The 23,966-nt window shown below is 60.8% G+C and carries 23 protein-coding genes; 4 read left to right on the top strand and 19 right to left on the bottom strand.

What is annotated here, in order from left to right; all coding sequences use genetic code 11:
- The 8 genes from pabC to NMB39_RS07070 form a co-directional block, all read right to left on the bottom strand.
- The gene (gene pabC, locus NMB39_RS07105) at nucleotides 1–816 is read right to left on the bottom strand and encodes an aminodeoxychorismate lyase (RefSeq protein ID WP_057025526.1); all 816 of its coding nucleotides are present in this window, start codon (nucleotides 814–816) and stop codon (nucleotides 1–3) included.
- Complete coding sequence (fabF, locus tag NMB39_RS07100; protein WP_057025525.1) at nucleotides 816–2,060, bottom strand: beta-ketoacyl-ACP synthase II; 1,245 nt, start codon at nucleotides 2,058–2,060, stop codon at nucleotides 816–818. Before fabF ends, pabC begins: the two co-directional genes overlap by 1 nt.
- A gap of 128 nt (nucleotides 2,061–2,188) precedes the next feature.
- Nucleotides 2,189–2,425 (bottom strand): acyl carrier protein, encoded by a 237-nt coding sequence (acpP, locus tag NMB39_RS07095; RefSeq protein ID WP_003175607.1) that lies wholly within the window; start codon nucleotides 2,423–2,425, stop codon nucleotides 2,189–2,191.
- Between the two features lie 191 nt (nucleotides 2,426–2,616).
- A complete protein-coding gene (fabG, locus tag NMB39_RS07090; protein ID WP_003189275.1) occupies nucleotides 2,617–3,360 on the bottom strand; it encodes a 3-oxoacyl-ACP reductase FabG in 744 nt (247 codons plus the stop codon).
- A 24-nt stretch (nucleotides 3,361–3,384) separates the two neighbouring features.
- On the bottom strand, nucleotides 3,385–4,323 hold the full coding sequence (gene fabD, locus NMB39_RS07085; protein WP_046069150.1) for an ACP S-malonyltransferase: 939 nt from the start codon (nucleotides 4,321–4,323) through the stop codon (nucleotides 3,385–3,387).
- A gap of 139 nt (nucleotides 4,324–4,462) precedes the next feature.
- Nucleotides 4,463–5,473 (bottom strand): phosphate acyltransferase PlsX, encoded by a 1,011-nt coding sequence (gene plsX / locus NMB39_RS07080; RefSeq protein ID WP_198719513.1) that lies wholly within the window; start codon nucleotides 5,471–5,473, stop codon nucleotides 4,463–4,465.
- Nucleotides 5,474–5,477: 4 nt separating this feature from the next.
- Complete coding sequence (rpmF, locus tag NMB39_RS07075) at nucleotides 5,478–5,660, bottom strand: 50S ribosomal protein L32 (RefSeq protein WP_003179396.1); 183 nt, start codon at nucleotides 5,658–5,660, stop codon at nucleotides 5,478–5,480.
- Nucleotides 5,661–5,673: 13 nt separating this feature from the next.
- A complete protein-coding gene (locus tag NMB39_RS07070) occupies nucleotides 5,674–6,204 on the bottom strand; it encodes a YceD family protein (RefSeq protein WP_005790551.1) in 531 nt (176 codons plus the stop codon).
- A 105-nt stretch (nucleotides 6,205–6,309) separates the two neighbouring features.
- On the opposite strand from NMB39_RS07070, the gene NMB39_RS07065 reads away from it, so the two are divergent.
- Nucleotides 6,310–6,888: a Maf family protein gene (locus tag NMB39_RS07065; protein WP_198719512.1), complete on the top strand. Its 579-nt coding sequence runs from the start codon at nucleotides 6,310–6,312 to the stop codon at nucleotides 6,886–6,888.
- 72 nt (nucleotides 6,889–6,960) lie between these two features.
- Here NMB39_RS07065 and NMB39_RS07060 read toward each other — a convergent pair whose 3' ends face one another.
- The 3 genes from NMB39_RS07060 to rluC are packed head-to-tail and all read right to left on the bottom strand — an operon-like array spanning nucleotide 6,961 to nucleotide 9,574.
- Nucleotides 6,961–7,944, bottom strand: a complete 984-nt coding sequence (locus NMB39_RS07060; protein ID WP_046069153.1) for a S49 family peptidase — start codon at nucleotides 7,942–7,944, stop codon at nucleotides 6,961–6,963.
- Nucleotides 7,945–7,965: 21 nt separating this feature from the next.
- Nucleotides 7,966–8,628 carry an HAD-IA family hydrolase gene (locus NMB39_RS07055; RefSeq protein WP_057025522.1) on the bottom strand — a complete coding sequence of 221 codons (663 nt, stop codon included), beginning with the start codon at nucleotides 8,626–8,628 and terminating at the stop codon, nucleotides 7,966–7,968.
- Nucleotides 8,615–9,574: a 23S rRNA pseudouridine(955/2504/2580) synthase RluC gene (rluC, locus tag NMB39_RS07050; RefSeq protein WP_003175615.1), complete on the bottom strand. Its 960-nt coding sequence runs from the start codon at nucleotides 9,572–9,574 to the stop codon at nucleotides 8,615–8,617. Before rluC ends, NMB39_RS07055 begins: the two co-directional genes overlap by 14 nt.
- A 768-nt stretch (nucleotides 9,575–10,342) precedes the next feature.
- Between rluC and rne the strand changes: the two genes are divergently transcribed.
- Nucleotides 10,343–13,489: a ribonuclease E gene (rne, locus tag NMB39_RS07045; RefSeq protein WP_057025521.1), complete on the top strand. Its 3,147-nt coding sequence runs from the start codon at nucleotides 10,343–10,345 to the stop codon at nucleotides 13,487–13,489.
- Nucleotides 13,490–13,663: 174 nt separating this feature from the next.
- On the opposite strand, the gene NMB39_RS07040 is transcribed toward rne, so the two are convergent.
- From NMB39_RS07040 to NMB39_RS07030, 3 genes are all read right to left on the bottom strand, one after another.
- Nucleotides 13,664–14,248, bottom strand: a complete 585-nt coding sequence (locus tag NMB39_RS07040; RefSeq protein ID WP_494339483.1) for a nucleotidyltransferase family protein — start codon at nucleotides 14,246–14,248, stop codon at nucleotides 13,664–13,666.
- Nucleotides 14,245–15,231, bottom strand: coding sequence for an XdhC family protein (locus NMB39_RS07035; protein WP_494339484.1), 987 nt, complete (start codon nucleotides 15,229–15,231; stop codon nucleotides 14,245–14,247). The genes NMB39_RS07040 and NMB39_RS07035 overlap by 4 nt, the downstream gene beginning before the upstream one ends.
- Nucleotides 15,232–15,375: 144 nt before the next feature.
- On the bottom strand, nucleotides 15,376–16,707 hold the full coding sequence (locus tag NMB39_RS07030) for a dicarboxylate/amino acid:cation symporter (RefSeq protein ID WP_046069158.1): 1,332 nt from the start codon (nucleotides 16,705–16,707) through the stop codon (nucleotides 15,376–15,378).
- Nucleotides 16,708–17,044: 337 nt separating this feature from the next.
- Here NMB39_RS07030 and NMB39_RS07025 point away from each other — a divergent pair, with 337 nt between their 5' ends.
- Nucleotides 17,045–18,043 carry an AraC family transcriptional regulator gene (locus NMB39_RS07025; RefSeq protein WP_057025518.1) on the top strand — a complete coding sequence of 333 codons (999 nt, stop codon included), beginning with the start codon at nucleotides 17,045–17,047 and terminating at the stop codon, nucleotides 18,041–18,043.
- Between the two features lie 94 nt (nucleotides 18,044–18,137).
- Here NMB39_RS07025 and NMB39_RS07020 read toward each other — a convergent pair whose 3' ends face one another.
- From NMB39_RS07020 to NMB39_RS07010, 3 genes are read right to left on the bottom strand one after another with little or no spacing between them, the layout of a single operon-like run.
- Nucleotides 18,138–19,484 carry an ATP-binding protein gene (locus NMB39_RS07020; protein WP_494339485.1) on the bottom strand — a complete coding sequence of 449 codons (1,347 nt, stop codon included), beginning with the start codon at nucleotides 19,482–19,484 and terminating at the stop codon, nucleotides 18,138–18,140.
- Nucleotides 19,481–20,158 carry a response regulator gene (locus NMB39_RS07015; RefSeq protein WP_057025517.1) on the bottom strand — a complete coding sequence of 226 codons (678 nt, stop codon included), beginning with the start codon at nucleotides 20,156–20,158 and terminating at the stop codon, nucleotides 19,481–19,483. Before NMB39_RS07015 ends, NMB39_RS07020 begins: the two co-directional genes overlap by 4 nt.
- 18 nt (nucleotides 20,159–20,176) lie before the next feature.
- Nucleotides 20,177–20,485 (bottom strand): hypothetical protein, encoded by a 309-nt coding sequence (locus NMB39_RS07010; RefSeq protein WP_057025516.1) that lies wholly within the window; start codon nucleotides 20,483–20,485, stop codon nucleotides 20,177–20,179.
- 139 nt (nucleotides 20,486–20,624) lie between these two features.
- On the opposite strand from NMB39_RS07010, the gene NMB39_RS07005 reads away from it, so the two are divergent.
- The gene (locus NMB39_RS07005) at nucleotides 20,625–21,341 is read left to right on the top strand and encodes a 4'-phosphopantetheinyl transferase family protein (RefSeq protein WP_057025542.1); all 717 of its coding nucleotides are present in this window, start codon (nucleotides 20,625–20,627) and stop codon (nucleotides 21,339–21,341) included.
- Nucleotides 21,342–21,348: 7 nt separating this feature from the next.
- Here NMB39_RS07005 and NMB39_RS07000 read toward each other — a convergent pair whose 3' ends face one another.
- On the bottom strand, nucleotides 21,349–22,962 hold the full coding sequence (locus NMB39_RS07000; protein ID WP_057025515.1) for an ATP-binding protein: 1,614 nt from the start codon (nucleotides 22,960–22,962) through the stop codon (nucleotides 21,349–21,351).
- Nucleotides 22,959–23,684 (bottom strand): response regulator, encoded by a 726-nt coding sequence (locus NMB39_RS06995; RefSeq protein ID WP_057025514.1) that lies wholly within the window; start codon nucleotides 23,682–23,684, stop codon nucleotides 22,959–22,961. The genes NMB39_RS07000 and NMB39_RS06995 overlap by 4 nt, the downstream gene beginning before the upstream one ends.
- Nucleotides 23,685–23,966: the final 282 nt, after the last annotated feature.

Below are 23,966 nucleotides of genomic sequence, written 5' to 3'. Positions count from 1 at the left end.
TCAAATATCCAATAGCGCGCGAACAATACCCTGCAGTTTACGGGTGAGCGGCCCAACCGGCCAGCTCATCGCAGCGCATCCGCGCACCGGCCAAATGCCATATACGCTGTTGCAGACGAAGACTTCATCGGCCTGTCGCAACTGCTCGACACTGACGTCGGCCACGACTACCGGGATGCCCAGCGCCTGAGCCTGGGCCAGCAGCTCGGCGCGCATCACGCCGGCCACGCCACATCGACTCAGGTCAGAGGTTAGTAACAAGCCGTTGCGCACCAGGAACAAGTTGCTGAACACGCCTTCGATAACCCGACCGGACATATCCAGCATCAAGCCTTCGGCATGATCGGCATCTTGCCATTCTGCGCGTGCGAGCACTTGCTCCAGACGATTGAGGTGCTTGAGACCGGCCAACAACGGCTGTTCGGCCAAGCGGGTCGCGCACGGAAACAGGCGGATGCCTTCGACACCATGGGCGGGGGGATAAGTCGCGGGCGCACTGCCCTGCAAGATACGGCGCACCGGAGCGCCAGGGTTGAGACCATAGCCGCGCAGGCTATCGCCACGGGTAAGGATCAACTTGAGGATACCGTCGCCGAGGGCGACGGCATAGGCCAGCACTTCGCTGCGAATCACACCGTGGTCGGCAACTAATGCCAAACGCCTGCAGCCCTCATTCAGGCGCTGCAGGTGACGGTCGAGCAACAGCGGCTGCCCGGCCTTGACGGCGATGGTCTCGAACAAGCCATCGCCATACGCCAGGCCGCGATCTTTCAGGGGCACGGAGTCCACTGGTTGACCGTCGACCCAGCTGTGCATCACTCGGCGAACCGGCGGAACACCAGGGACCCGTTGGTGCCACCAAAACCGAACGAGTTGGAAATCGCCACGTCGATCGGCATCGGTTGCGCTTCGTGAGGCACGAAGTTCAGGTCGCAGCCTTCGTCCGGCTCATCCAGGTTGATGGTCGGCGGAGCGACCTGATCCTTGATCGCCATCACGCTGAAGATCGCCTCCACCGCGCCTGCCGCGCCCAACAGGTGGCCGGTCATGGACTTGGTGGAACTGACCGCCAGCTTGTAGGCGTGCTCGCCGAACACCGACTTGATGGCCTCGGCTTCCGCCAGGTCACCGGTCGGCGTCGAAGTACCATGGGCGTTGATGTACTGCACCTGGTTGGGGTTGACCTTCGCATCGCGCAGGGCGTTGGTGATGCAGCGCGCAGCACCGGCACCGTCGGACGGTGGCGAGGTCATATGGTAGGCGTCGCCGCTCATGCCAAAGCCGATCAACTCGGCGTAGATGGTGGCGCCACGCGCCTTGGCGTGCTCCAACTCTTCGAGTACCAGGGCACCGGCACCGTCGGCCAGTACGAAGCCGTCGCGGCCCTTGTCCCACGGACGGCTGGCACGGGTCGGTTCGTCATTGCGGGTCGACAGCGCACGGGAGGCGCCGAAGCCGCCCATGCCCAGGCCGCAGGCGGCCATTTCGGCGCCACCGGCGATCATCACGTCCGCTTCGTCATAGGCGATGTTGCGCGCCGCCATGCCGATGCAGTGAGTGCCCGTGGTGCACGCCGTCGAAATGGCGTAGTTAGGCCCCTGTGCCCCCAGGTGGATGGACAGGAAGCCGGAAATCATATTGATGATCGAGCCCGGTACGAAGAACGGTGAAATTCGACGAGGGCCGGATTCGTGCAGCGTGCGGCTGGTTTCTTCGATATTGGTCAAGCCGCCAATACCCGACCCCATGGCCACGCCGATGCGCTCACGGTTGGCGTCGGTGACTTCCAGGCCCGCATTACGCACTGCCTGAAAACCGGCCGCCAGGCCGTATTGAATGAACAGGTCGAGCTTGCGGGACTCTTTGATCGAGAGGTATTGCTCGACATTGAAACCCTTTACCGAGCCGCCAAAACGGGTGGAATAGGCAGAAAGGTCCGTGTGTTCGATCAGACCAATACCACTGCGGCCAGCCAGAATGCCCTGCCAACTGCTTGGCACATCCGTGCCCAGTGGCGACAACATACCCATACCGGTGACTACGACGCGTCTACGCGACACAGCACTCTCCTTTTTCTAATGACGACACTTCGCTTCGCAGCTTGCTTTTCATCACCGCTTAAAGAAAAAACCGCACGCCGTTACAGCAGTGCGGTTTTTCCCTGACAGCAAGCGACGACTACAAACTATTACGCCTGGTGGCTAGTAACGTAGTCGATGGCAGCTTGAACAGTAGTGATTTTTTCAGCTTCTTCGTCCGGGATTTCGGTCTCGAATTCCTCTTCCAGAGCCATCACCAGCTCAACGGTGTCAAGGGAATCGGCACCCAGGTCTTCTACGAAGGAAGCAGTGTTGACCACTTCTTCTTCCTTAACGCCCAGTTGCTCGGCGACGATTTTCTTGACGCGCTCTTCGATGGTGCTCATACCTTGTTTAACTCCTAATGGACAAATTCAGGCAGCTGGCCAGTGGGTAAGTGTATAGAAAGCCATTTCAGCTTTTCAACTGAAAGCTTCACCCCGTACCCCGCCGACCATCTGCCTATAAATTAAGTTGCAGCTTTATAACGGATTTTAGACAGCTCGTATGACATTTTTTTGAAGCGATCCGTCACAATTTAACTCATGTACATCCCGCCGTTCACCGGGATTGTAGCCCCAGTCACGTATGCCGCACCGTCGGATGCCAGGAAAGTGACCACATTCGCGATCTCTTGGGCCTGGCCCAGACGGCCCAGCGGAATCTGCGTCAGCAAGGCTTCACGCTGTGCTTCCGGCAGTTCGCGGGTCATATCGGTGTCGATGAACCCTGGGGCCACCGAGTTGACCGTAATCGACCGCGAGCCGACTTCACGTGCCAGTGCACGGCTGAAACCTTCCAGGCCGGCCTTGGCGGAGGCATAGTTTACTTGGCCTGCGTTGCCCATGGCACCCACTACGGAGCCAATATTGATAATTCGGCCCCAACGCGCCTTGGTCATACCGCGCAAAACGCCCTTGGACAGGCGAAACAGACTGTTCAGGTTGGTATCGACCACGTCGTACCACTCGTCGTCTTTCATGCGCATCATCAGGTTGTCACGGGTGATGCCGGCGTTGTTCACCAGAATTGCCGGCGCGCCGAACTGTGCGGTGATCTGGGCCAATACGGCAGCCACGGACTCATCGCTGGTCACATTCAGCTCAAGGCCAGTGCCCTGCACGCCATTTTCCTTCAAGGTCGCGGCGATACGCTCGGCGCCCGAGGCGGAAGTGGCGGTGCCAATCACAACGGCGCCCTGACGGCCCAGTTCCAGGGCGATCGCCTGGCCAATGCCACGGCTTGCGCCAGTAACCAGTGCAACTTTACCTTGCAGACTCATGCAGGCTTCTCCTAATTTCGCAATTCAGGCCAGTGCCGCGCGGGCGGCAGCGAAGGCTTCAGGGGTATTGAGGTTGGCGGTCGACACACCGTCGGCGCAACGCTTGTTCAGGCCTGCCAGGACTTTGCCCGGGCCGCACTCGACCAGTTCGGTAGCGCCGTTGGCGGCCAGGGTCTGGACCGATTCAACCCAACGCACTGGCTTGTAGAGTTGCTCCAGCAGGTCGCGTTTGAGAGTCTCGAGGTCGGGTGCAACCGCGGCACTGACGTTCTGCACCAACGGGATCTGTGGCGCCTGCCAGTTGATGGCAGCGATGGACTCGGCAAAACGCTCGGCAGCCGGGCGCATCAGTTCACAGTGGGACGGCACGCTCACCGGCAATGGCAGCGCACGCTTGGCACCACGGGCCTTGCAGCCTTCGATGGCACGCTCCACAGCCGCCTTGGCACCAGCGATCACCACCTGGCCTGGAGAGTTGAAGTTCACCGCGCTGACCACTTCGCCCTGTGCCGCTTCGGCGCAGGCTTCAATCACCACCGCATCGTCCAGGCCCAGGATAGCGGCCATACCGCCCTGCCCGGCCGGAACGGCCTCCTGCATCAACTGGCCACGACGCTCCACCAGCTTGACCGCTTCACCGAGGGTGAGGCTGCCTGCTGCAACCAGAGCACTGTATTCACCCAGGCTGTGACCGGCGACGAATGCCGGACGCGCGCCGCCTTCTGCCAGCCACAAGCGCCACAGGGCGATCGAAGCGGTCAGGATGGCTGGCTGGGTTTTATCGGTTTGGTTGAGTTGCTCTTCCGGCCCTTGCTGGGTCAGCGCCCACAGGTCGTAACCCAGGGCGTCGGAAGCTTCCTTGAAGGTATCCAGGATCAGCGGGTATTGCGCGCCCAGTTCGGCCAACATGCCGAGGGACTGCGAACCCTGCCCTGGAAAGACGAATGCGAGGGATGTAGACATGTAACAAGCCCCTAATGATCTGGTCGTCGGAAATAGTCGCTCCCGATCTTAAAATGAATGCCGGGAGCAGACGAAACTGACAGATTGGATGGTCAATTGAACTGGCCGGTCACATTTAAGCACTCCCGGGCCAATTCGCCTAAGGCAACAGATCCTCAAGACGGCCGTGCAAGCGTTGCGGCAGGTTTTCCTGGATCTCGATCAAGGCCCGCGCAATCGCGCTTTGGAAGCCCTCGACACCTGCCGAGCCATGGCTTTTCACCACAATGCCCTGCAACCCCAGGAAGCTCGCGCCATTATGCCGAGCCGGCGCCAGATCAGCCTGCAGGCGGCGCATCAACGGCAGCGCCAAGGCACCCACCATGCGCGACGCCAGGTTGCGCTTGAACAATGCCTCGATACGCGAGGCAATCATGGTCGCCAGGCCTTCGCTGGACTTGAGCAGTATGTTGCCGACAAAACCGTCACACACCACCACATCGGCCTCGCCACGGTACAAGCCGTCACCTTCGACAAAGCCGATATAGTTCAAGCCCCGCGCACTTTGCAACAAGGTTGCGGCAAGCTTGACCTGCTGGTTGCCCTTAATGTCCTCGGTCCCGATATTCAGCAAGGCTATACGCGGACGGGCAACGCCCAGCGCTTCGGCGGCCACCGAACCCATCACGGCAAACTGCAACAGGTGCTCGGCACTGCAATCGACATTGGCGCCCAGGTCCAGTAGCTGACAATAGCCTTTCTGCGTCGGGATCGCCGCGACCATCGCCGGCCGGTCAATACCGGGCAAGGTTTTGAGCACATGCCGCGACAAAGCCATCAACGCCCCCGTATTGCCGGCACTGACACAGGCTTGCGCCTTGCCATCACGCAGCAGCTCCAGGGCCACTCGCATTGAAGAATCGGATTTGCCGCGCAGGGCCGCCGCCGGCTTTTCATCCATGCTGATGGCTTCACTGGCCGGCGTAATCGTCAGGCGCGCGCGATCCACCGCCGGATGGCTGGCAATCAGTTCTTCAAGAAGGGAGGGTTGACCGACAAGGGTCAGATGCAGCGAGGGCGTTGCAGACAGGCTGGCAATGCAGGCCTGAACAATGCTGCGGGGACCGAAGTCCCCGCCCATTGCGTCAATCGCGATGACTTGAGCAGACAAGTGATTACTCGTCAGCGCCCTTGTCGATCACTTTACGGCCACGGTATACGCCTTCTGGCGATACGTGGTGACGCAGGTGAACTTCACCAGTGGTCTTTTCCACGGACAGGGTGCTAGCCTCGAGAGCGTCGTGCGAACGGCGCATGTCACGGGCGGAGCGGGATTTTTTGTTCTGCTGAACAGCCATAATTGATTAACTCCTAAACGTTTGGGTCACGCTTTAACTGCGCCAATACACTGAACGGGTTGGACCGCGTTACCTCGTCCTCGCTCGGCTCGGCCTCGTCATCGAGACCCTCCGGCTGCTGGCATTCTTCCGGATGATGAGCAGGCACAATGGGCAAGGCGAGCAAAAGCTCCTCCTCGATCAGTGCATGCAGATCCAATGGATCTTCGCCCAGTTCCAGCACGTCATAACCTTTCGGCAACGACTGGGTATTCGCACCCTCTTTCACCACAGCATAACTGCATTCGCTGTGGATCGGCAGGGTGACCAGCTCAAGACAACGCTGGCAAACCATTTTGACTTCGGTGTCGATAAAGCTGTGGATTACCACAGACTTACGTTCATCTCGTTCAAAAACGAATTTAGCCTGCACCGTACCGACAGTGTCGGAAAGCGGGTCGCAGAGTCTCTCCAAATCGGCCAGCAGCACTTCACCTTGAAGGGTGGTGCCACGATCAGCCAATTTGCGCGGGTCAACGTGAGGTGGAATCGGGTCATTCAACATAGGCGCAGCATTATAGGGATGCCCCCAGCCATGTCAAAGGAAATTCAGCCCTGTGCGTCAGCCGGTCACGTCGCTAGAATCGGCGACTGCCTTGAGGAGACGTATATGCTGCCGTTATTACTCGCGTCCAGCTCGGTTTATCGCCGGGAATTACTGAGCCGCCTGCACCTGCCGTTCACCTGCAGCTCGCCGGATATCGACGAAGGCCACCGCACGGGTGAATCGGCCATTGAGCTGGTCAAACGCCTGGCCGAACAAAAGGCCCGCGCCCTTGCGGCCAGCCATCCTGGGCATTTGATCATAGGCTCCGATCAGGTGGCAGCACTGGAAGGCCGGATCATCGGCAAACCCCACACCTTTGAAAACGCCCGCGAGCAATTGTTGGCGGCCAGCGGCAAGCGTGTGAGCTTTCTTACCGGGTTGGCACTGCTTAACAGTGAGACGGGGCATTGCCAGGTCGACTGCGTACCTTTTACCGTGCACATGCGCGAGCTGGATGCAGAACGTATTGAGCGCTACCTGCGGATCGAGCAACCCTACGACTGCGCGGGCAGCTTCAAGGCCGAGGGGCTGGGCGTGAGCCTGTTCCAAAGCACCGAAGGGCGGGATGCGACCAGCCTTGTCGGCCTGCCGCTGATTCGACTGGTGGATATGCTGCTCGCTGAAGGCGTGCAAATCCCCTGAGAACACCATAAAAACAAATTTGGGAGGGGGCAAGCCCCCTCCCACATTTTGATCTACAGCTGGCTTGAGATATCAGCGTAGCGTCGGGCCTTGGAAGCCCATGTACAGCGCAAGCTTCTCAGCCACACTGGCACCCAGCTTCTTGGAGAAGCGATCAAACGGCGATTCCTCAACCGTGAAATCCACCAACTCCTTCTCGCCAACCACATCCCGTGCCACCGAACTGGCACTGCCCAGGCCATCGATCAAGCCCAGCGGCAATGCCTGCTCGCCCGACCACACTAGCCCGGAGAACAGCTCCGGATGGTCTTTATCCTTCAATCGATCCCCACGCCCCTGCTTCACGCTGGCAATGAACTGGCGATGGGTGGTGTCGAGCACGCCCTGCCAGAACTGTGTCTCATCGGCCTTTTGCGGCTGGAACGGATCAAGGAATGCCTTGTGCTCGCCGGAGGTATAGATGCGCCGCTCCACCCCCAGCTTCTCCATGGTGCCGACAAACCCGTAACCGGCTGCCGTCACCCCAATGGAGCCCACCAGGCTGGCCTTATCGGCATAGATCTGGTCGGCGGCACTGGCGATGTAATAGGCCCCCGAGGCGCCCAGGTCGGAAATTACTGCATAGAGTTTGGTATCCGGATGCAGTGCGCGCAGGCGCCGAATCTCGTCATAGACATAGCCCGACTGCACAGGACTGCCGCCCGGGCTGTTGATGCGCAGGATCACGCCCTTGACCTTGGAGTCTTCGAACGCGGCGCGCAGGCTGGTGACGATATTGTCAGCGCTGGCGGGCTCCTTGTCGGCAATCACTCCACGCACTTCGATCAAGGCAGTATAGTGACTGCCGCGGGTGGCGCTTTTTTCCATGTCCATCAGCGGACTGAACAGCGCCAGCATGCCGAGCAGGTAAACAAAGGTCAGCAGCTTGAAGAAAATCCCCCAGCGCCGCGAACGACGCTGTTCCTGGACGCTGGCCAAGAGGGTCTTCTCCAGCAGCTTCCAGCTTTTATCATCACTGTTCTCGGCCTTTTCGGGCGCTTTCCACTCGTCACTCATGCCATTAACCCCAGCAAAAACTCATTGGGCCCGGCTAAGCCAGGCCTGCAATTCAGAAAAATGATCAATCGTCAGCCTCGGCTCGTATTGCTGCAACGCCTCGCCAGCCTGGGCGCCATAGCTGACCGCCACGCTGTCCATGCCGGCATTGCGCGCCATCATCAGGTCGAAGGACGCGTCACCCACCATCAATGCCTGGCGCGGCGATACACCGCAATGATCCAGGATCTGCTCCAGCATCAGAGGATGAGGCTTGCTGGCGGTTTCATCCGCGGCGCGGGTGATGTCGAAATAATCCTCGAAACCATGGGCCTTGAGCACCCGATCCAAGCCACGGCGAGCCTTACCGGTAGCAACAGCCAGGTGATAGCCCTCGGCGCGAAACGCCGCCAAGGATTGCCTTACGCCGTCAAACAGTGGCGACGGCTCGGCTTCCAGAGCGATGTAGTGATCGGCATAGTGCTGACGGAACGCAATCAGTTCCTGGTCACCGATCTGCGGGTACAGGGTGCGAATAGCCTCAGGCAACCCCAGGCCGATGATGCCTTTAACCGCCAGGTCGCTGCATAACTCATAGCCTGAACGGGTTGACGCCATGTGCATCGACTCGACAATCCGACCAATGGAATCGGCCAGCGTCCCATCCCAATCGAAGATCAGCAGCTTGTAGTCAAGGTGCGACACTCAAACGCTCCACGGTCTTGGCCCACATCTCATCGACCGGCGCCTGCAATTTCAGCTCGCCGCCATCGGGCAGCGGCACCGTAAGCATATAGGCATGCAGGAACAGGCGTTTACCGCCCAGGTCGCGGATTTCCTTGGAGAAACCCTCGTCGCCGTACTTGGTGTCGCCAGCAATGCAGTGGCCCGCATGCAGGGTATGCACACGAATCTGGTGGGTACGACCAGTGACCGGCTTGGCCTCGACCATGGTGGCAAAGTCGCCGAAACGGCGCAGCACCTTGAACAGCGTCAGGGCTTCCTTACCCTCCTCGTCCACCTCGACCATACGCTCGCCGGAACGCAGGTTGCTTTTCTGCAGTGGCGCACGCACGCTCTTGATCGAACTGGCCCAGTTACCACGCACCAACGCCATGTAACGCTTGTCCACGCCATCGCCACGCAGGGCAGTGTGCAGATGGCGCAACATGCTGCGCTTCTTGGCGATCATCAGCAGGCCGGAAGTATCACGGTCAAGGCGATGGACCAGTTCCAGCTCCTTGGCATCCGGGCGCAACTGGCGAAAGGCTTCGATCACGCCGAAATTCAGGCCACTGCCGCCGTGAACCGCAATGCCGCAGGGCTTGTTGATCACGATCAGCTTGTTGTCTTCGAAGACAATCGAGGCTTCCAGGCGCTGCAACAGGCCCTGGGCCAATGGCACAGGCTCGTCGCGCTCAGGCACGCGCACAGGCGGCACACGGACGATATCGCCCGCCTGCAACTTGTACTCAGGCTTGATCCGGCCCTTGTTCACGCGCACTTCGCCTTTACGCAAAATGCGGTAGATCAAGGTCTTGGGCACGCCTTTGAGCCGGGCCAGGAGAAAATTGTCGATGCGTTGGCCGGCATATTCCGGCGAGACCTCAAGCAGCTGGACGCTGGGGGTCGGGGGGGCGGTAGTCGTCATGCCGGCGATGATAACAATTTTTTATGGAATTGAAGCACTTAATCATTGCTGCTATAGTCGCGAACGCCGCCAAAAGCGGCCTGGACAGAGGACATGCGGCAAACTGCCGGCCCTGACCATCGCAATTCATCAGGACGCGAGGCCGTCCTACGGGGCTTTCGCCACCTTGGAAGGCTCGGGATTGTAACAAGCGCAGGTGACATGAGGCCTGAAGCGAGTGCAGAAAGCAGAGTGAATACTCGCCTTTTGCGCCGATATTTACGGCCAGTTCACAAAGTGCAGTCAGTCTTGAGCCAGACCATGGCGAATGCTTCGGAAACAACGCCTGTTAAGAGCTGAGTGAGAGCGCAGTCGCCCACACCTAGTCTTGTTTAGCCATGAGCGTGGACTCCCCATTGGAGAACACGGTAAATGCCAACCCGCTGCGGATTCTGCGCGCGGCAGCACCCGAATTATCAGGGATACGTGTAGGGTGGAGATGCACAACCGTCGGACTGTGTAGCACTAGGCTTATATTTAGACGCTTCATCTCGTCCACAGTCGCCGGTTGATTCCTCCTCCTGACCTTAGCTTTTGTTGAAGTGGTGCCTTTGTCACCACCGCTAACGAGCAGGACGCGTCCGTCGCGATAGCGGCCCAATTGGCCGGTTATTGCTGGACACTGGAGTGGCCAACCACTCTTGACGCACCTGACACCGACCGTGAGAAGTCGTGTGTGCCGAACGCCGTTTCCGGCAGCCCGGAAACCGACGGTACAACATGAAAAGAATGCTGATTAACGCAACTCAACCCGAAGAGTTGCGTGTTGCACTGGTAGATGGCCAACGCCTCTACGACCTGGACATCGAATCCGGTGCACGCGAGCAAAAGAAGGCCAACATCTATAAAGGCCGTATTACTCGCATCGAACCAAGCCTTGAGGCTGCCTTTGTCGATTTCGGCTCCGAGCGCCACGGCTTCCTGCCCCTCAAAGAAATCTCCCGCGAATACTTCAAGAAAGCCCCCGAAGGCCGCGTGAATATCAAGGACGTCCTGAGCGAAGGCCAGGAAGTCATCGTCCAGGTCGAGAAAGAAGAACGTGGCAACAAGGGCGCCGCCCTGACCACCTTCATCAGCCTCGCCGGCCGTTACCTCGTGCTGATGCCGAACAACCCACGTGCCGGCGGCATTTCCCGTCGCATCGAAGGTGAAGAGCGCAATGAACTGCGCGAAGCGCTGAACGGCCTGGTCGCACCGGCTGACATGGGCCTGATCGTTCGCACTGCAGGCCTGGGCCGCAGCAGCGAAGAAATGCAGTGGGACCTCGACTACCTGCTCCAACTGTGGACCGCCATTAAAGAAGCGTCCCTGGATCGTTCCGCGCCATTCCTGATCTACCAGGAAAGCAACGTGATCATCCGCGCCATCCGCGACTACCTGCGCCAGGACATCGGCGAAGTGCTGATCGACAGCGTTGAAGCCCAGGACGAAGCCCTGACCTTCATCCGCCAGGTGATGCCGCAGTACGCCAGCAAGATCAAGCTGTACGAAGACAGCGTACCGCTGTTCAACCGTTTCCAGATCGAAAGCCAGATCGAGACCGCCTTCCAGCGCGTGGTCGAACTGCCTTCCGGCGGCTCCATCGTCATCGACCCGACCGAAGCCCTGGTGTCCATCGACATCAACTCGGCGCGAGCCACCAAAGGCAGCGACATCGAAGAAACCGCCCTGCAGACCAACCTGGAAGCGGCTGAAGAAATCGCCCGCCAGCTGCGCCTGCGTGATATCGGCGGCCTGATCGTGATCGACTTCATCGACATGACCCCCGCCAAGAACCAGCGCGCCGTGGAAGAGAAAGTCCGCGAATGCCTGGAAGCTGACCGTGCTCGCGTGCAAGTCGGCCGTATCTCGCGCTTCGGCCTGCTGGAAATGTCCCGCCAGCGCCTGCGTCCATCCCTGGGCGAGAGCAGCGGCATCGTCTGCCCGCGTTGCAACGGCACCGGCATCATCCGTGACGTTGAATCGCTGTCCCTGGCGATCCTGCGCCTGATCGAAGAAGAAGCCCTGAAAGACCGCACCGCCGAAGTCCGCGCGCAAGTGCCGATTCCGGTTGCCGCCTTCCTGCTTAACGAAAAACGCAACTCGATCACCAAGATCGAACTACGCACCCGTGCCCGTATTGTCATCCTGCCGAACGATCACCTCGAGACGCCGCACTTCGAAGTCCAGCGCCTGCGTGATGACAGCCCGGAAGCCCATAGCGGCCAGTCCAGCTATGAAATCGCTGCTGCCGCTGCCGAAGTGGAAGAAGTCCAGCCAGCCGCTGCGACCCGCACCCTGGTCCGCCAGGAAGCCGCCGTGAAGACCGCGCCGGCCCGTGCCAACGCACCGATGCCTACCGAAGCCGCTGCTCCGGTTGCCGCCCCGGCCGCCCTGCCTGAGCCAAGCCTGTTCAAAGGCCTGGTGAAATCGCTGGTCAGCCTGTTCGCCACCAAGGAAGAGCCTGCTGCCCCGGTAGTGGTCGAAAAGCCTGCCACCGAGCGCCCGGCGCGCAACGAAGAACGTCGCAACGGTCGCCAGCAGAGCCGTAACCGCAACGGTCGCCGTGACGAAGAGCGCAAACCTCGCGAAGAACGTGCACCGCGTGAAGAACGCGCGCCACGTGAAGAGCGTGCACCTCGCGAAGCCCGCGAAGACACCCCGGCCGTCGCCCGTGAAGAACGTGCACCGCGTGAAGAGCGCGCACCACGTACCCCACGTGCCCCGCGTGAAGATCGCAAGCCGCGTGGCGAGCGCGAAGAGCGCGTGCGTGAACTGCGTGAGCCGCTGGACGCCGCGCCAGCCGTTGCTGCCGCCGCTGCTGCCAGCACCGAAGAACGCCCGGCGCGCCAGCCGCGTGAAGAGCGTGCCCCACGTGAAGAGCGCCAGCCGCGCCCACCGCGTGAGGAGCGTCAACCACGCGCTGAGCAAGCCGCTGCCGCCAGCGAAGAAGAAGTATTGACCGGCGAAGAGCAACTGCAGGAAGACGGCCAGGACAACGCCGAAGGCGATCGTCCACGCCGCCGCTCCCGTGGCCAGCGTCGTCGCAGCAACCGTCGTGAGCGTCAGCGTGACGCCAACGGCAACGTGATCGAAGGTTCGGAAGAAGCCGGTGAAAACGCAGAAGCTGCCAACAACGAACCAACAGGCGCCGAACTGGCTGCTGGCTTGGCCGTTACCGCGGCCGTCGCCAGCTCGGTCATCAGCGCACCTGCTGAAGCCCAGGCCCACGAGCAAGCCGAGCGAGCTACCGCTGCTGTCGAGGAAACCGTTGCGGTAGAAGCGCCAGCCGCCGAGACCCCAGTGGTTGAAGCGCCGACTGTTGAAGCGCCAGTCGTTGAAGCCACTACCCCAATCGAAGCCCCAGTGGCTGCGGAAGTGGAAGTTGCCCCGGTTCGCGACGCACAGCCAGAAACCGAAGTGGTTGCTGTTGAGCCCGCACCGGTTATCGAGCCTGCGCCAGTGGTTGAAGCGGCTGTAGAAGCACCGGCTGCCGAAGAAGCCGCCCCGGTTGTGCGTGAAGTTCGCGAAGAACAGACCGCCTTTCAGTGGACCGCTGAGCCGGCTGCCCCGGTTGAAGCGCCAACGCCTGCCCCTGCGGTAGAAGAAGCGCCGACGCCGGTTGCCGAAGTCGTCGCCGAGCCAGCCCCAGTGGTTGAGCCGACGCCGGTTGTGGAGCCTGCACCCGTGGTTGAAGTTGAAGCCCCAGTGGTTGCCGAAGTGGCCGCCCCTGTAGTTGAAGCTGCACCTGCCAGCGCCCTTACCGAAAACGGCCGTGCGCCGAACGACCCACGTGAAGTGCGTCGTCGCCGCAAGGAAGCCGAAGCAGCGGCTGCAGCGGCTGCCCAGGCGGTAGAGCACAAGGCCGTGGAAGAAGAGCCTAAACCCCTCGTTTGATTCCATCCGCTACTAAAAAGCCCCGCCTGAGCAATCAGGCGGGGCTTTTTTCTGCAAAAGATTCGAACACACGGCTGTTCAAGTGTGGGAGGGGGCTTGCTCCCGATAGCGGTGGATCAGTCAACATTTGCATGAGCTGACCCAAAGCTATCGGGAGCAAGCCCCCTCCCACATTCAGTCGGCGCTGAACCTCAACCGTTGCGGCACGTCCACATCCCATAGCACCCCAGGATCATCCACCTGCACGCCCCGCACCTGTGCTTGTGCAAACAAAGGCTTCGCGCCACGGTCCCCTGTCAACGCCATCAACGCAGGCCCGAATACACCACCGAAAGCCACCGGATGCCCATACTGCCCGGCATGCACCGGCACAGTGATGTTTTCCGGATCGGCCAGCACGCGCTCGATCGTCGCGGATCGAATAAACGGCATATCACCCAGCACAACTAGCCAGCCATCCACCGAGGCGCTGGCCGCAACGGCTGCGGCAATGCTGTCACCCATACCGGCCGATTCCAGCAGCAGAACCTTGCAACCGTACGCCTCAGCTAAACGAATCACCTCAAGGCGCTCCGGTGAGGTCACCACCCAGCGCTCAACAAGCGACGCGGGCAGGTTAACCAGTACCTGCTCGATCACCGGCCGGGAAACGCCATCCAGGCCCACGCAAACGGCCAGCAACTTGTCCTGATCAGCACCGGCTTCGGCGCGAAAACGACTGCCCTGCCCTGCTGCCAGCACGATCGCCGTGACGGTCACTGCGCCACCACCGCCAAGGGTTTTTTCTGCACCGGTGCCACACCGTTCTTGATTGCGACAATTTCCGCCATCAACGACAAAGCGATCTCCGCCGGGGTATGGCTACCGATATGCAAGCCAATCGGCCCGTGCAAACGTGCAATGGCGTCCTCCGACAAGCCCAGGGCTGCGAGATTCTCTCGACGTTTCTGGGTATTGACCCGCGACCCCAGCGCGCCGATGTAGAACGCGGTAGAGTTCAGTGCTGTCAGCAATGCCATGTCATCCAAACGCGGATCGTGGGTCAGGCAGACGATAGCGGTGCGTTCATCGGTTTGGATATTCAGCACCGCCTCGTCGGGCATGCCTGGCACAAAGCGACCGTGCTGCTCTTCCCAGCCATAGACGAATTCTTCACGGGGGTCGCAGATCAGCACTTCGAAATCCAGCAAGCGCGCCATTTGCGCGACGTAGCGTGACAACTGCCCGGCGCCGATCAACAACAGGCGCCAACGCGGCCCATAAATGGCACGCAGACGCTCGCCGTCGAAGCTCACCACATCGGTCTTGCTCGCGGCGCTCAGGGCTACCGCGCCCGTGATCAGGTCCAATTCACGCGCGACGACCTGGTGGTCTTCACAGCGCGCCAGCAGTTCGGCCACCCAGCCCCAGTCATCCACCCGCTCTTCGGTCAGGCGCAGCGTACCGCCGCACGGCAAGCCAAAGCGCGCCGCTTCATCGCGGGTGACGCCGTAGGTGACCAATTGGACGGGTGGCCCATCATCAGCCAGCCGCCCGTCCTGCAGGCGGGCGATCAAGTCATCTTCGATGCAGCCACCGGACACCGAGCCAATCACCACCCCGTCACCGCGCAAGGCCAGCATCGCCCCAGGAGGGCGCGGCGCGCTGCCCCAAGTCTGCACCACGCTGTACAACACCACGCGCTGCCCGGCGCGGCGCCACTCAAGGACGCTACGCAGGACATTCAAATCCACACTGTCCATCAAACCTCCTGCCAGCGTTGTTAATGAAATCGTCATTTACTGTAAAGCAAAAGAATCCAGAAGTGGCCGTACACACACGCAAACGCCCCGAACCAGTCGGGGCGTTTGCGGGTTGCCTTGGCGTCAGATCACGCCAGCAGCGATTTACTTGATGACAGGCGCCGGGCCTTCGGCCACACCCAGGTCATCTTCTTCGCGGGTGTCGGAGATACCGGTACCGCCGGACGCCAGCTCACTTTGCAACTTGTCGGTGTCCAGCTCCTTGACCCACTTGGCCACAACGATGGTGGCAACGGCGTTACCCACCAGGTTGGTCAGCGCACGGGCTTCGGACATGAAGCGGTCGATACCCAGGATCAGCGCCAGGCCGGCCACCGGCAAGTGGCCTACGGCCGACAGGGTCGCAGCCAGTACGATGAAACCACTGCCGGTCACGCCCGCCGCGCCTTTGGAAGACAGCAACAGCACCAGCAGCAGGGTAATCTGGTGGGTGATGTCCATGTGGGTGTCGGTCGCCTGGGCGATGAACACGGCAGCCATGGTCAGGTAGATCGACGTACCGTCGAGGTTGAACGAGTAGCCGGTTGGGATCACCAGGCCGACCACCGACTTCTTCGCACCCAGGCGCTCCATCTTGATCAGCATGCGCGGCAATGCGGATTCGGAAGACGAGGTACCCAGTACGATCAGCAGTTCTTCACGGATGTAGCGGATCAGCTTCAATACGCTGAAACCGTGGGCGCGGCAGATGGCACCAAGTACCACGACCACGAACAGGACGCAGGTGATATAGAAGCAGATCATCAGCTGGCCCAACTGCACCAGGGAACCCACACCGTAGGCGCCGATAGTGAATGCCATGGCACCCAGGGCACCGATCGGAGCGAGCTTCATGATCATGTTGATGATGTTGAACATCACGTGGGCGAAGCGATCGATGAAGTCCAACACCGGCTTGCCGTAGGCGCCCAGGCGGTGCAGGGCGAAACCGAAGATCACCGAGAACATCAGCACTTGCAGGATATCGCCGTTGGCGAAGGCGCCGACGATGGTGTTCGGGATGACGTTCAGGATAAAGCCGACAATGCTCTGGTCTTTACCGGCGGTGACGTAGGCCGCCACTTTGGAGGCGTCCAGGGTCGCTACATCGATGTGCATGCCCGCACCCGGTTGCACGACGTTGACCACGACCAGGCCGATCAGCAGGGCGATGGTGGAGACGATTTCGAAGTACAGCAGCGCATAGCCACCGGTCTTGCCCACCGACTTCATGCTTTGCATACCAGCGATGCCGCTGACCACGGTGCAGAAGATGATCGGGGCGATGACCATTTTGATCAGCTTGATAAAGCCGTCACCCAGTGGCTTGAGGGCCACGCCGGTCTGCGGGTAGAAGTGGCCGAGCAGAATACCGATAACGATTGCGACGATCACCTGGAAATACAGGGATTTGTAGATTGGCTGACGAGTCGTCATTGCAAAGTTCCTCAAACGTCCCGGGGGCAAATATCCGCCATTGCCCACGACACTTGAATTGCGAACCCTCCTGCACTGGAGGGATTTGTTGTTGGCGAAGCCTGTAGGACAAAGCCTGCGCTGTAGTCCTTATCGCAAACGGCGTGCCACTTTGCGCAAATCCGCTGAAGGCCTTTAGACATCAGGGCCAGGCGGGTTACAGCCGCCCCTGAGCATTCGATCATGTGGCGGATTTCCGCCCACCCAGCCGGTCTCGTCCTACAATTTGGCGGATATCCGCCTTGTCGCTCGGCCGGGTCATGGCTACCATCCGCCATTCCACGGACGAGGCCCTTGCATGCGCGAACGTACCATCGCCAGTCATTATGCTCGAGCAGCCCTAGGCGGTGCGCGTCGAGCCGGTTACGACTACTCGGTGTTGTTGCAGCAAGTGGGCATCACCCCTGAACTGCTGAGCGAGCCTCGCGCCCGCATTGCACCGGAGCAATTCACCCGGCTGCTGCAAATGCTCTGGCTGGAGCTGGATGACGAGTACCTGGGGTTCGCCGATGGGCCGAGCAAACGCGGCACCTTCGCCATGATGTGCCACGCCCTGATCCATTGCCGCACGCTGGAGAAGGCCCTGGAGCGCGGCTTATTATTTTATAGCCTCTTCCCGCAGGGCCCGCGCTGGCAGCTGACGAAAGAAGGCGATATGGCGCGACTGAGCCTGGACGACTCACAGCTATGGGACCCGGATCACTTTCTCAGTGAATGCCTGCTGGTGATCTGGCATCGCCTGGGCAGTTGGCTGATCGGCCAGCGAATTCGACTGCAGCAGGCAACCTTCAGTTACCCCATGCCGGTCCATGCCAGTGAATACGACCTGTTGTTCCCCTGCCCCCACGTGTTCGGCGCGCCGAACAGCAGCCTGGTGTTTCCCTGCCGCTACCTGAGCCTGCCGTTATTACAGGATGAACGCACCCTCAAGCACTTCCTGCAGCGCTCGCCTGCCGACTTATTGTCCCGGCCGGATGAAGGCGACAGCCTGAGCAGCCAGTTGCGCCGCTTGCTGAGTCGCGATCGCACGCCCTGGCCAGACCTGGAGGCCGTCGCCCAACACCTGCACATCAGCCCGCAGACCCTGCGCCGGCACCTTCGTGAAGAAGGCACCAGCTTTCAGGCATTGAAGGATGAGTTACGCCGGGATATTGCCATCTACCATTTGGGGCGGGCGGATTTATCCTTGCAGGAGATTGCCGAGCAGTTGGGGTTTTCTGAGCCGTCGGCGTTTCATAGGGCATTCAAGAAGTGGACGGGGTTGACGCCGGGGGCGTATCGCGCGCAGGAGAGTTAAACGGAGGTGGCCGAGGCTGGCTTATCTCGGCATGGGTATCTACATAATTTCTGGCATGCCCCCTCCCACAGGATGCCAGCCCAGCCAATAGACATCACAGCGCCGGAAAATGAATCCTGAACGCAGCGCCACCCAAAGCAGAATCCCCCAACGTCAGGCGCGCGTTGTAGCTTTCGATGATGTCCTTGACCACCGCCAGCCCGATGCCCTGCCCCGGGTGCTGGCGATCAAGCCGCTCACCGCGCTGCAGAATCAGTGCGCGCTGGTCGGGCGGCACACCGGGGCCGTCGTCTTCGATACACAGTTCGATTCCGTCCAGGTTTTCCACCAGGCTGATACGTACTTGTCGCAGGCATAGCCGATAGGCGTTTTCCAGCAAGTTGCCGAGCATTTCGAGCAGGGCACCTTTCTCGATGGGCACGTCGCACTCTTGCGGCAGGTCAAAGGATACGTTGACGCGCTTGTCGCGGTAGACCTTCTCCAAGGTATCGCACAGACTTTGCAACACCGGTTCCAAACGCACCTGGTGGCGCACCAGACCGCTCTTACGCAGGCTGGCACGCTGCAATTGATAGCCTATCTGCTGGCTCATGCGCTCGATCTGCGATTGCAGCACCCACGCCTGGCCACGGTCTTCGTGGCGCTGAGCCATGTCCTCACTCACTCCCTGCAAGACCGCCAGTGGGGTTTTCAGGCTATGGGCCAGGTCATCCAGGGAATCGCGGTAGCGTGTGCGTTGCTCGCGTTCGCTGTGCAGCAACCGGTTGAGGGAGCCGGTAAGTCGCAGCAGTTCGCGGGGGTGTTCTTCGGAAAGGCTCTCACGAGTGCCACCTTCGATCTGGTCAAGCTCCTGGCTCAAGCGTCGCAGGGCTTGCAAGCCCCAGGTCAGGCCCAGCCACAACAGCGTCAACAGCACGAGCAAGGCGGCGCCGAAGCCCAGGTAGAGGTTCTCGCGCAAGCCTTCGAGGGTCAGTTGATATTCACGCACCGGTTGCAGGGCGACGATGCTGAACGCCGCACTCTTGCCTCCCAGCAGCTTGACCTCGACGTCATACACGAAAAATTCCTGGCCATTAGCTTCGCGGATGCGCGCAAACTCGTTGCCGCGCCCATCGTAGCGCGGTTTGTAGTTGATGTTTTCTTCCCGGGTCGCCCGCGAACGCCATACCAGGTGGCCCTCGCGGTCGTAAATATAGCCAAGCAGCCGGCTGTCGGTGAGGTTGAAGCGTTCATCCGGCAACTGCGCTGGCATCAGCAGGCGATTATTTTCGACCCGCGCGGCGGAGATCAGGGTGGTCACGTCCGACGCCAGGCGCTGCTCGATGGAATCCTGCAGGGCCAGGCTGAACGCGCCTTGCATGGCGGGCAACAAGCCGAGCATGAACAGTACGGCCAGGGTGGCGGCCGCCAGCATCAGGCGCACACGTAGCGAGCGAATCAACGGCAGCGCTCATTGAACAGGTAACCCAGGCCGCGAACGGTATCGATCGGCTTGAACCCGGTCGGCCCTTCCAGCTTGCGGCGCAGGCGGCCGACCAGCACTTCGATGACGTTCGGGTCGCGCTCGTCGTCATCGGGGTAGAGTTGCTCCATCAAGCGGTCCTTGGCCACCACTTGCTGATGATGGCGCATTAAGTATTCGAGGATCCGATACTCATAAGCGGTCAACGCCAGCGGCTGTTCATCCAGAGAGGCTTGCTTGCGATTGAGATCCAGCAGCAAGGGCCCGGCAGTGATGGTGGACTGGGTAAAACCGCTGGAGCGGCGCAACAAGGCGTTCATCCGCGCCTCCAGCTCTTCGAACTGAAACGGCTTGACCACATAGTCGTCGGCACCGGCCGCCAGGCCTTCGACTTTATCCTGCCAGTTGCCGCGGGCGGTCAGGATCAGGATCGGAAAGGTCTTGGCCTGGGTGCGCAGTTGGCGAATCAGGTCCAGGCCGCCCATGCCGGGCAGGCCAAGGTCGATGATCGCCAGGTCGTGATTGAATTGGCCTGTCTGGTACAGGGCTTCCTCGGCATTGGCCACGGCTTCGACCACATGCCCGCTGTCGCTCAGGCGGGTAAACAGGTGATGGCGCAACAGCGCCTCATCTTCCACCACCAGCAATTTCATAAGGCTCTCCAAGGCAATTCAACTATCCGACCGAGGGATATCATAGCGGCCCTGCACGTCTTGCGGGCGCAGTTTAATGCCATTGTAATGGCCCGTCAGGTGCGGGTAGCCGCTGCGATAGTCGGGTTGCGCGGCGGTAGCGCCCAGGGCCCGGCCCCACGGCGCGGTCTGGGTGCCGGCGTCTTCGAAGCTGACACGATGGATCGGGCTGCCGGATTTCTTGGTTTTCTCGCTGCCAAATGCCCTAAAGTCGCCATCCGAGGCTTGCACGCCGGCGGTGGCGCCGAGCATGGTTAACGCCAACATCAGCTTCTTGATCGCAGTCATGGTGGTTACCTCATACGCGTTTAGGCTGTGGGGTCCAGACTACGCAAGCGCCCCTGAACTCCCCCTGAACAGGCTCTGAACCACAACTGAACCGCTGCCGGGCTATCCACTGGCGCGCCAACTCGGCAAAATGCTGCGCATGACGCTCCTACCCGCTTGCTGTACCCCACTCGATGCCAGTTGGCCGCTGCCTGTCCCCTTGCCGGGCACGGTGTTTTTGAGCACGCGATTCGACCCGGCCTTATTGAACCCCTTGGATTTCCAGCGCAGCGCCGTGCCGCCGCCGGCGAGCATCCAGCGCTCGGTGGCCAAGCGGCAGGCGGAGTTTCTCGCCGGCCGCCTGTGCGCCCGCGAAGCGCTGCAACGACTCGATAACCTCAACTGCATCCCGGCGATCGGTGAAGACCGCGCACCGGTCTGGCCTGGGCATATCAGTGGCTCCATCACCCACAGCACCGGGCACGCCGCAGCCATTGTCGGCCACAAGACGCAGTGGCGCGGGCTGGGGATGGACCTGGAGAACCTGCTGGCCCTGGAACGGGCTGAACGCCTGGCCGGGGAGATTCTGACGGCCCATGAGTTGCAGCGCATGGCGGCACTACCGCGTGAGCAGCTCGGGCTGCTGGTGACGTTGACGTTTTCGGTCAAGGAGAGTCTGTTCAAGGCGCTCTATCCGATCGTGCAAAAGCGTTTTTACTTTGAACATGCCGAGGTATTGGAGTGGTCGCAGGCTGGGCATGTGCGGCTGCGGTTGCTGACGGACCTGTCGAGTGAGTGGTGTTGTGGCAAGGAGTTGGAGGGGCAATTTGTGCTGGAGGGGGAACAGTTGTTGAGCCTGGTGGCCGTCGGCGCTTGATAGGACGCTATTGGGGTTTCTCTTGATCCCGGGGCCAACTCAGGCTGAAACACGCCCCGCCCAGGTTGTTGCTCTTGCTGATCAACGCCCGCCCGCCGTGCCAATAGATGATCCGCCGCACAATCGACAGGCCCAGGCCGTGGCCGCCAGACGCTCGGGTGCGGCTGTCGTCCAGGCGCAGGAACGGTGTGAAGATCCGCTCCCAGGCGCTTTCAGGCACGCCGGGGCCATCGTCTTCCACGTCAATGCGGCAGCGCACCTGGCCTACTTGGTAACTGATCAGCACCTGGCCCTTGGCGTGGCGCATGGCGTTACTCACCAGGTTCTGCAGGGCACGGTGCAGGTAGCGTGGTTCGGCGTCGACCCAGGCGTCATCCCAATGCGTCGATGACAGACAAATACCGCGGGTGACGGCGACTTGCGGGCGCAGTGGCGACAATTCGCCGATCACCTGGTCGAGCAAGGCATCCAGGTCCACCCGCTGGAAATTCAGCTCCGGCGCCCCTTGCTCCAGGCGCGCATAGGTGAGCATCTCGTCCACCAGGCCATCGAGGTCCTGGATATCGCCGTCCATGCCTTCCAGGTATTTGCGCCGAGCCTCGGGGGTGGCGGCATCACCGATCATCTCCAGGCCAAACCGCAGGCGCGCCACCGGTGTGCGTAACTCATGGGACACCGCACGCACCAGCTCGCGCTGAATCGCCAACAATTGTTGCAAGTGCTCGGCCATGCCATTGAATGCGGCCGCCAGGCGCCCGACCGAATCAGCCCCTCGGGCCGGCACGCGGACCTCCAGATTGCCCTTGGCGATGCGTGTAGCTGCCGCCTCCAGGCCTTTGAGCCGGCGCTCAAGCTGACGCACCAGCAAATAGACGATCAAGCCGATCAGGGTCAGGCCGATCAAGGTGATCAGAATCAGCCATTGCGCCGGGTAAGGGTTCATTTGATACAGCGGGCCGATCTCCAGCACCCATGGCGTGCCAACCATGCCGGCAAACACGCGGATCGAATCGCCGCCCTTGCCCAGGGCCATCACCGTATCGCCTTCCGCCACGCGCCGGCGCTGGTCGTCGTCCATGTCGGCCTGGTCAAGGGCCACCAAGTGCATTTCAAAACCAAAGCCCTTGGCTTCCTTTATATCGGCCAGGCGCTGCGGCTGCTCGGCGACTGGAAAGCGCACCAGTTCGTCGGCCAGCAGGTAGATGGTCGCACGGGCCAATTGCTCGCTGATCTGCTGCACTTCGCCGGTGAGCACCAACTGCTCCTGTTCGCTGACCAATCGCAGCACCCGCGCCGCATGGGGGCCGGTCTGCTCCACCAGGACCTGGCCACGTTGCAGGCGATTGCGCTGACCCAGGTCCAGTTGCGCCTGGGTGAACGTGCGCAGTTCCAGCGGAATGCCCAGCAAGCGCTCCCACACCGCCAAGGCGCGCAGCCGCTCAATGGCACTCATGGGTTGCAGGTTATCGCCCATCAACGCAAAGGTGCCGTGGGCCAGGCGCTCGCGGTACTGGCCGCTGCGCACATCGTTGAGCAGGTGCAACGCCAGGGCACCGAGCAGCGCCACCAGGATCAGCGCCGCGCACATGCCGCCGTAGATGCGCAGGAAGATCGAGTTCACAGCGGCATATCGACGGCGGCTTCGGGGACGAACAGGTAGCCTTTGCTGCGGATCGTCTTGATCAGGCGCGGGTGAATCGGATCGTCGCCGATCTTCGGCCGAATGCGCGAGATGCGCACATCAATGGAGCGATCCTGGCCGTCGTAGCCGATGCCGCGCAGGGCGATAAAGATTTCCTCGCGGGAAAGGATGCGCCCGGCGTTCGCCACCAGCAGCCATAACAGGTCGAACTCGGCACTGGTCAGTTCGATACCGCCATCGTGCAGCCAGGCCTCGCGCAAGGCGTTGTCCACCACCAAGGGGCCGAATTGCAGGCGGCGCTGGTTTTCCACTACTGCCGGTAACGCCGACTCGCTGCGGCGCAGCAACGCCTGGATACGCGCCAGTAACAAACGCGGGCGCACGGGTTTGCATACATAGTCGTCTGCACCCATGTCCAGGCCCAGTACCTGGTCCATATCGTCGGTGCGCGCAGTGAGCATCAGGATTACGCCGTCATAGCGCTCGCGCACCTTGCGGCAGATGCTCAGGCCATCTTCGCCGGGCAGCATCAGGTCGAGGATCACCAGGTCTGGTTGTTCGGCGATGATGCGCGCCGCGGCCTGCGCGCCGTCGCTTTCCACCGACACACACAGGCCGTTACTTTCCAGGTATTCGCGGGTCAACTCGGCGAGTCGCTCGTCGTCCTCGACGATCAATATCTGCCAGGCTTCTTGCTCCATGGGTGATCCTCGTCGCGCTATCGATAATCGTCATGACAACTCGATCATATGTGGGAGGGGGCTTGCTCCCGATATCGGTGGATTAGTAATAGATGTATTGCCTGACACACCGATATCGGGAGCAAGCCCCCTCCCACATTTTGATCTTCATCAGGCACACCCTCTTTGTCATCTCTTGAGGGGATAACAGAGGTGGATTGTAGCCACGCGCCGGCCCTTGAACACAAGCCTGGAAATCCATTCGGAGATCACGTTTGTTTGTGATAGGGTTCGCGCCCTTCG

The sequence above is a fragment of the Pseudomonas sp. FBCC-B545 genome, from assembly GCF_059134095.1.
Note: the sequence above shows the minus strand (reverse complement) of the source record. Positions and strands in the feature narration are given on the sequence as shown.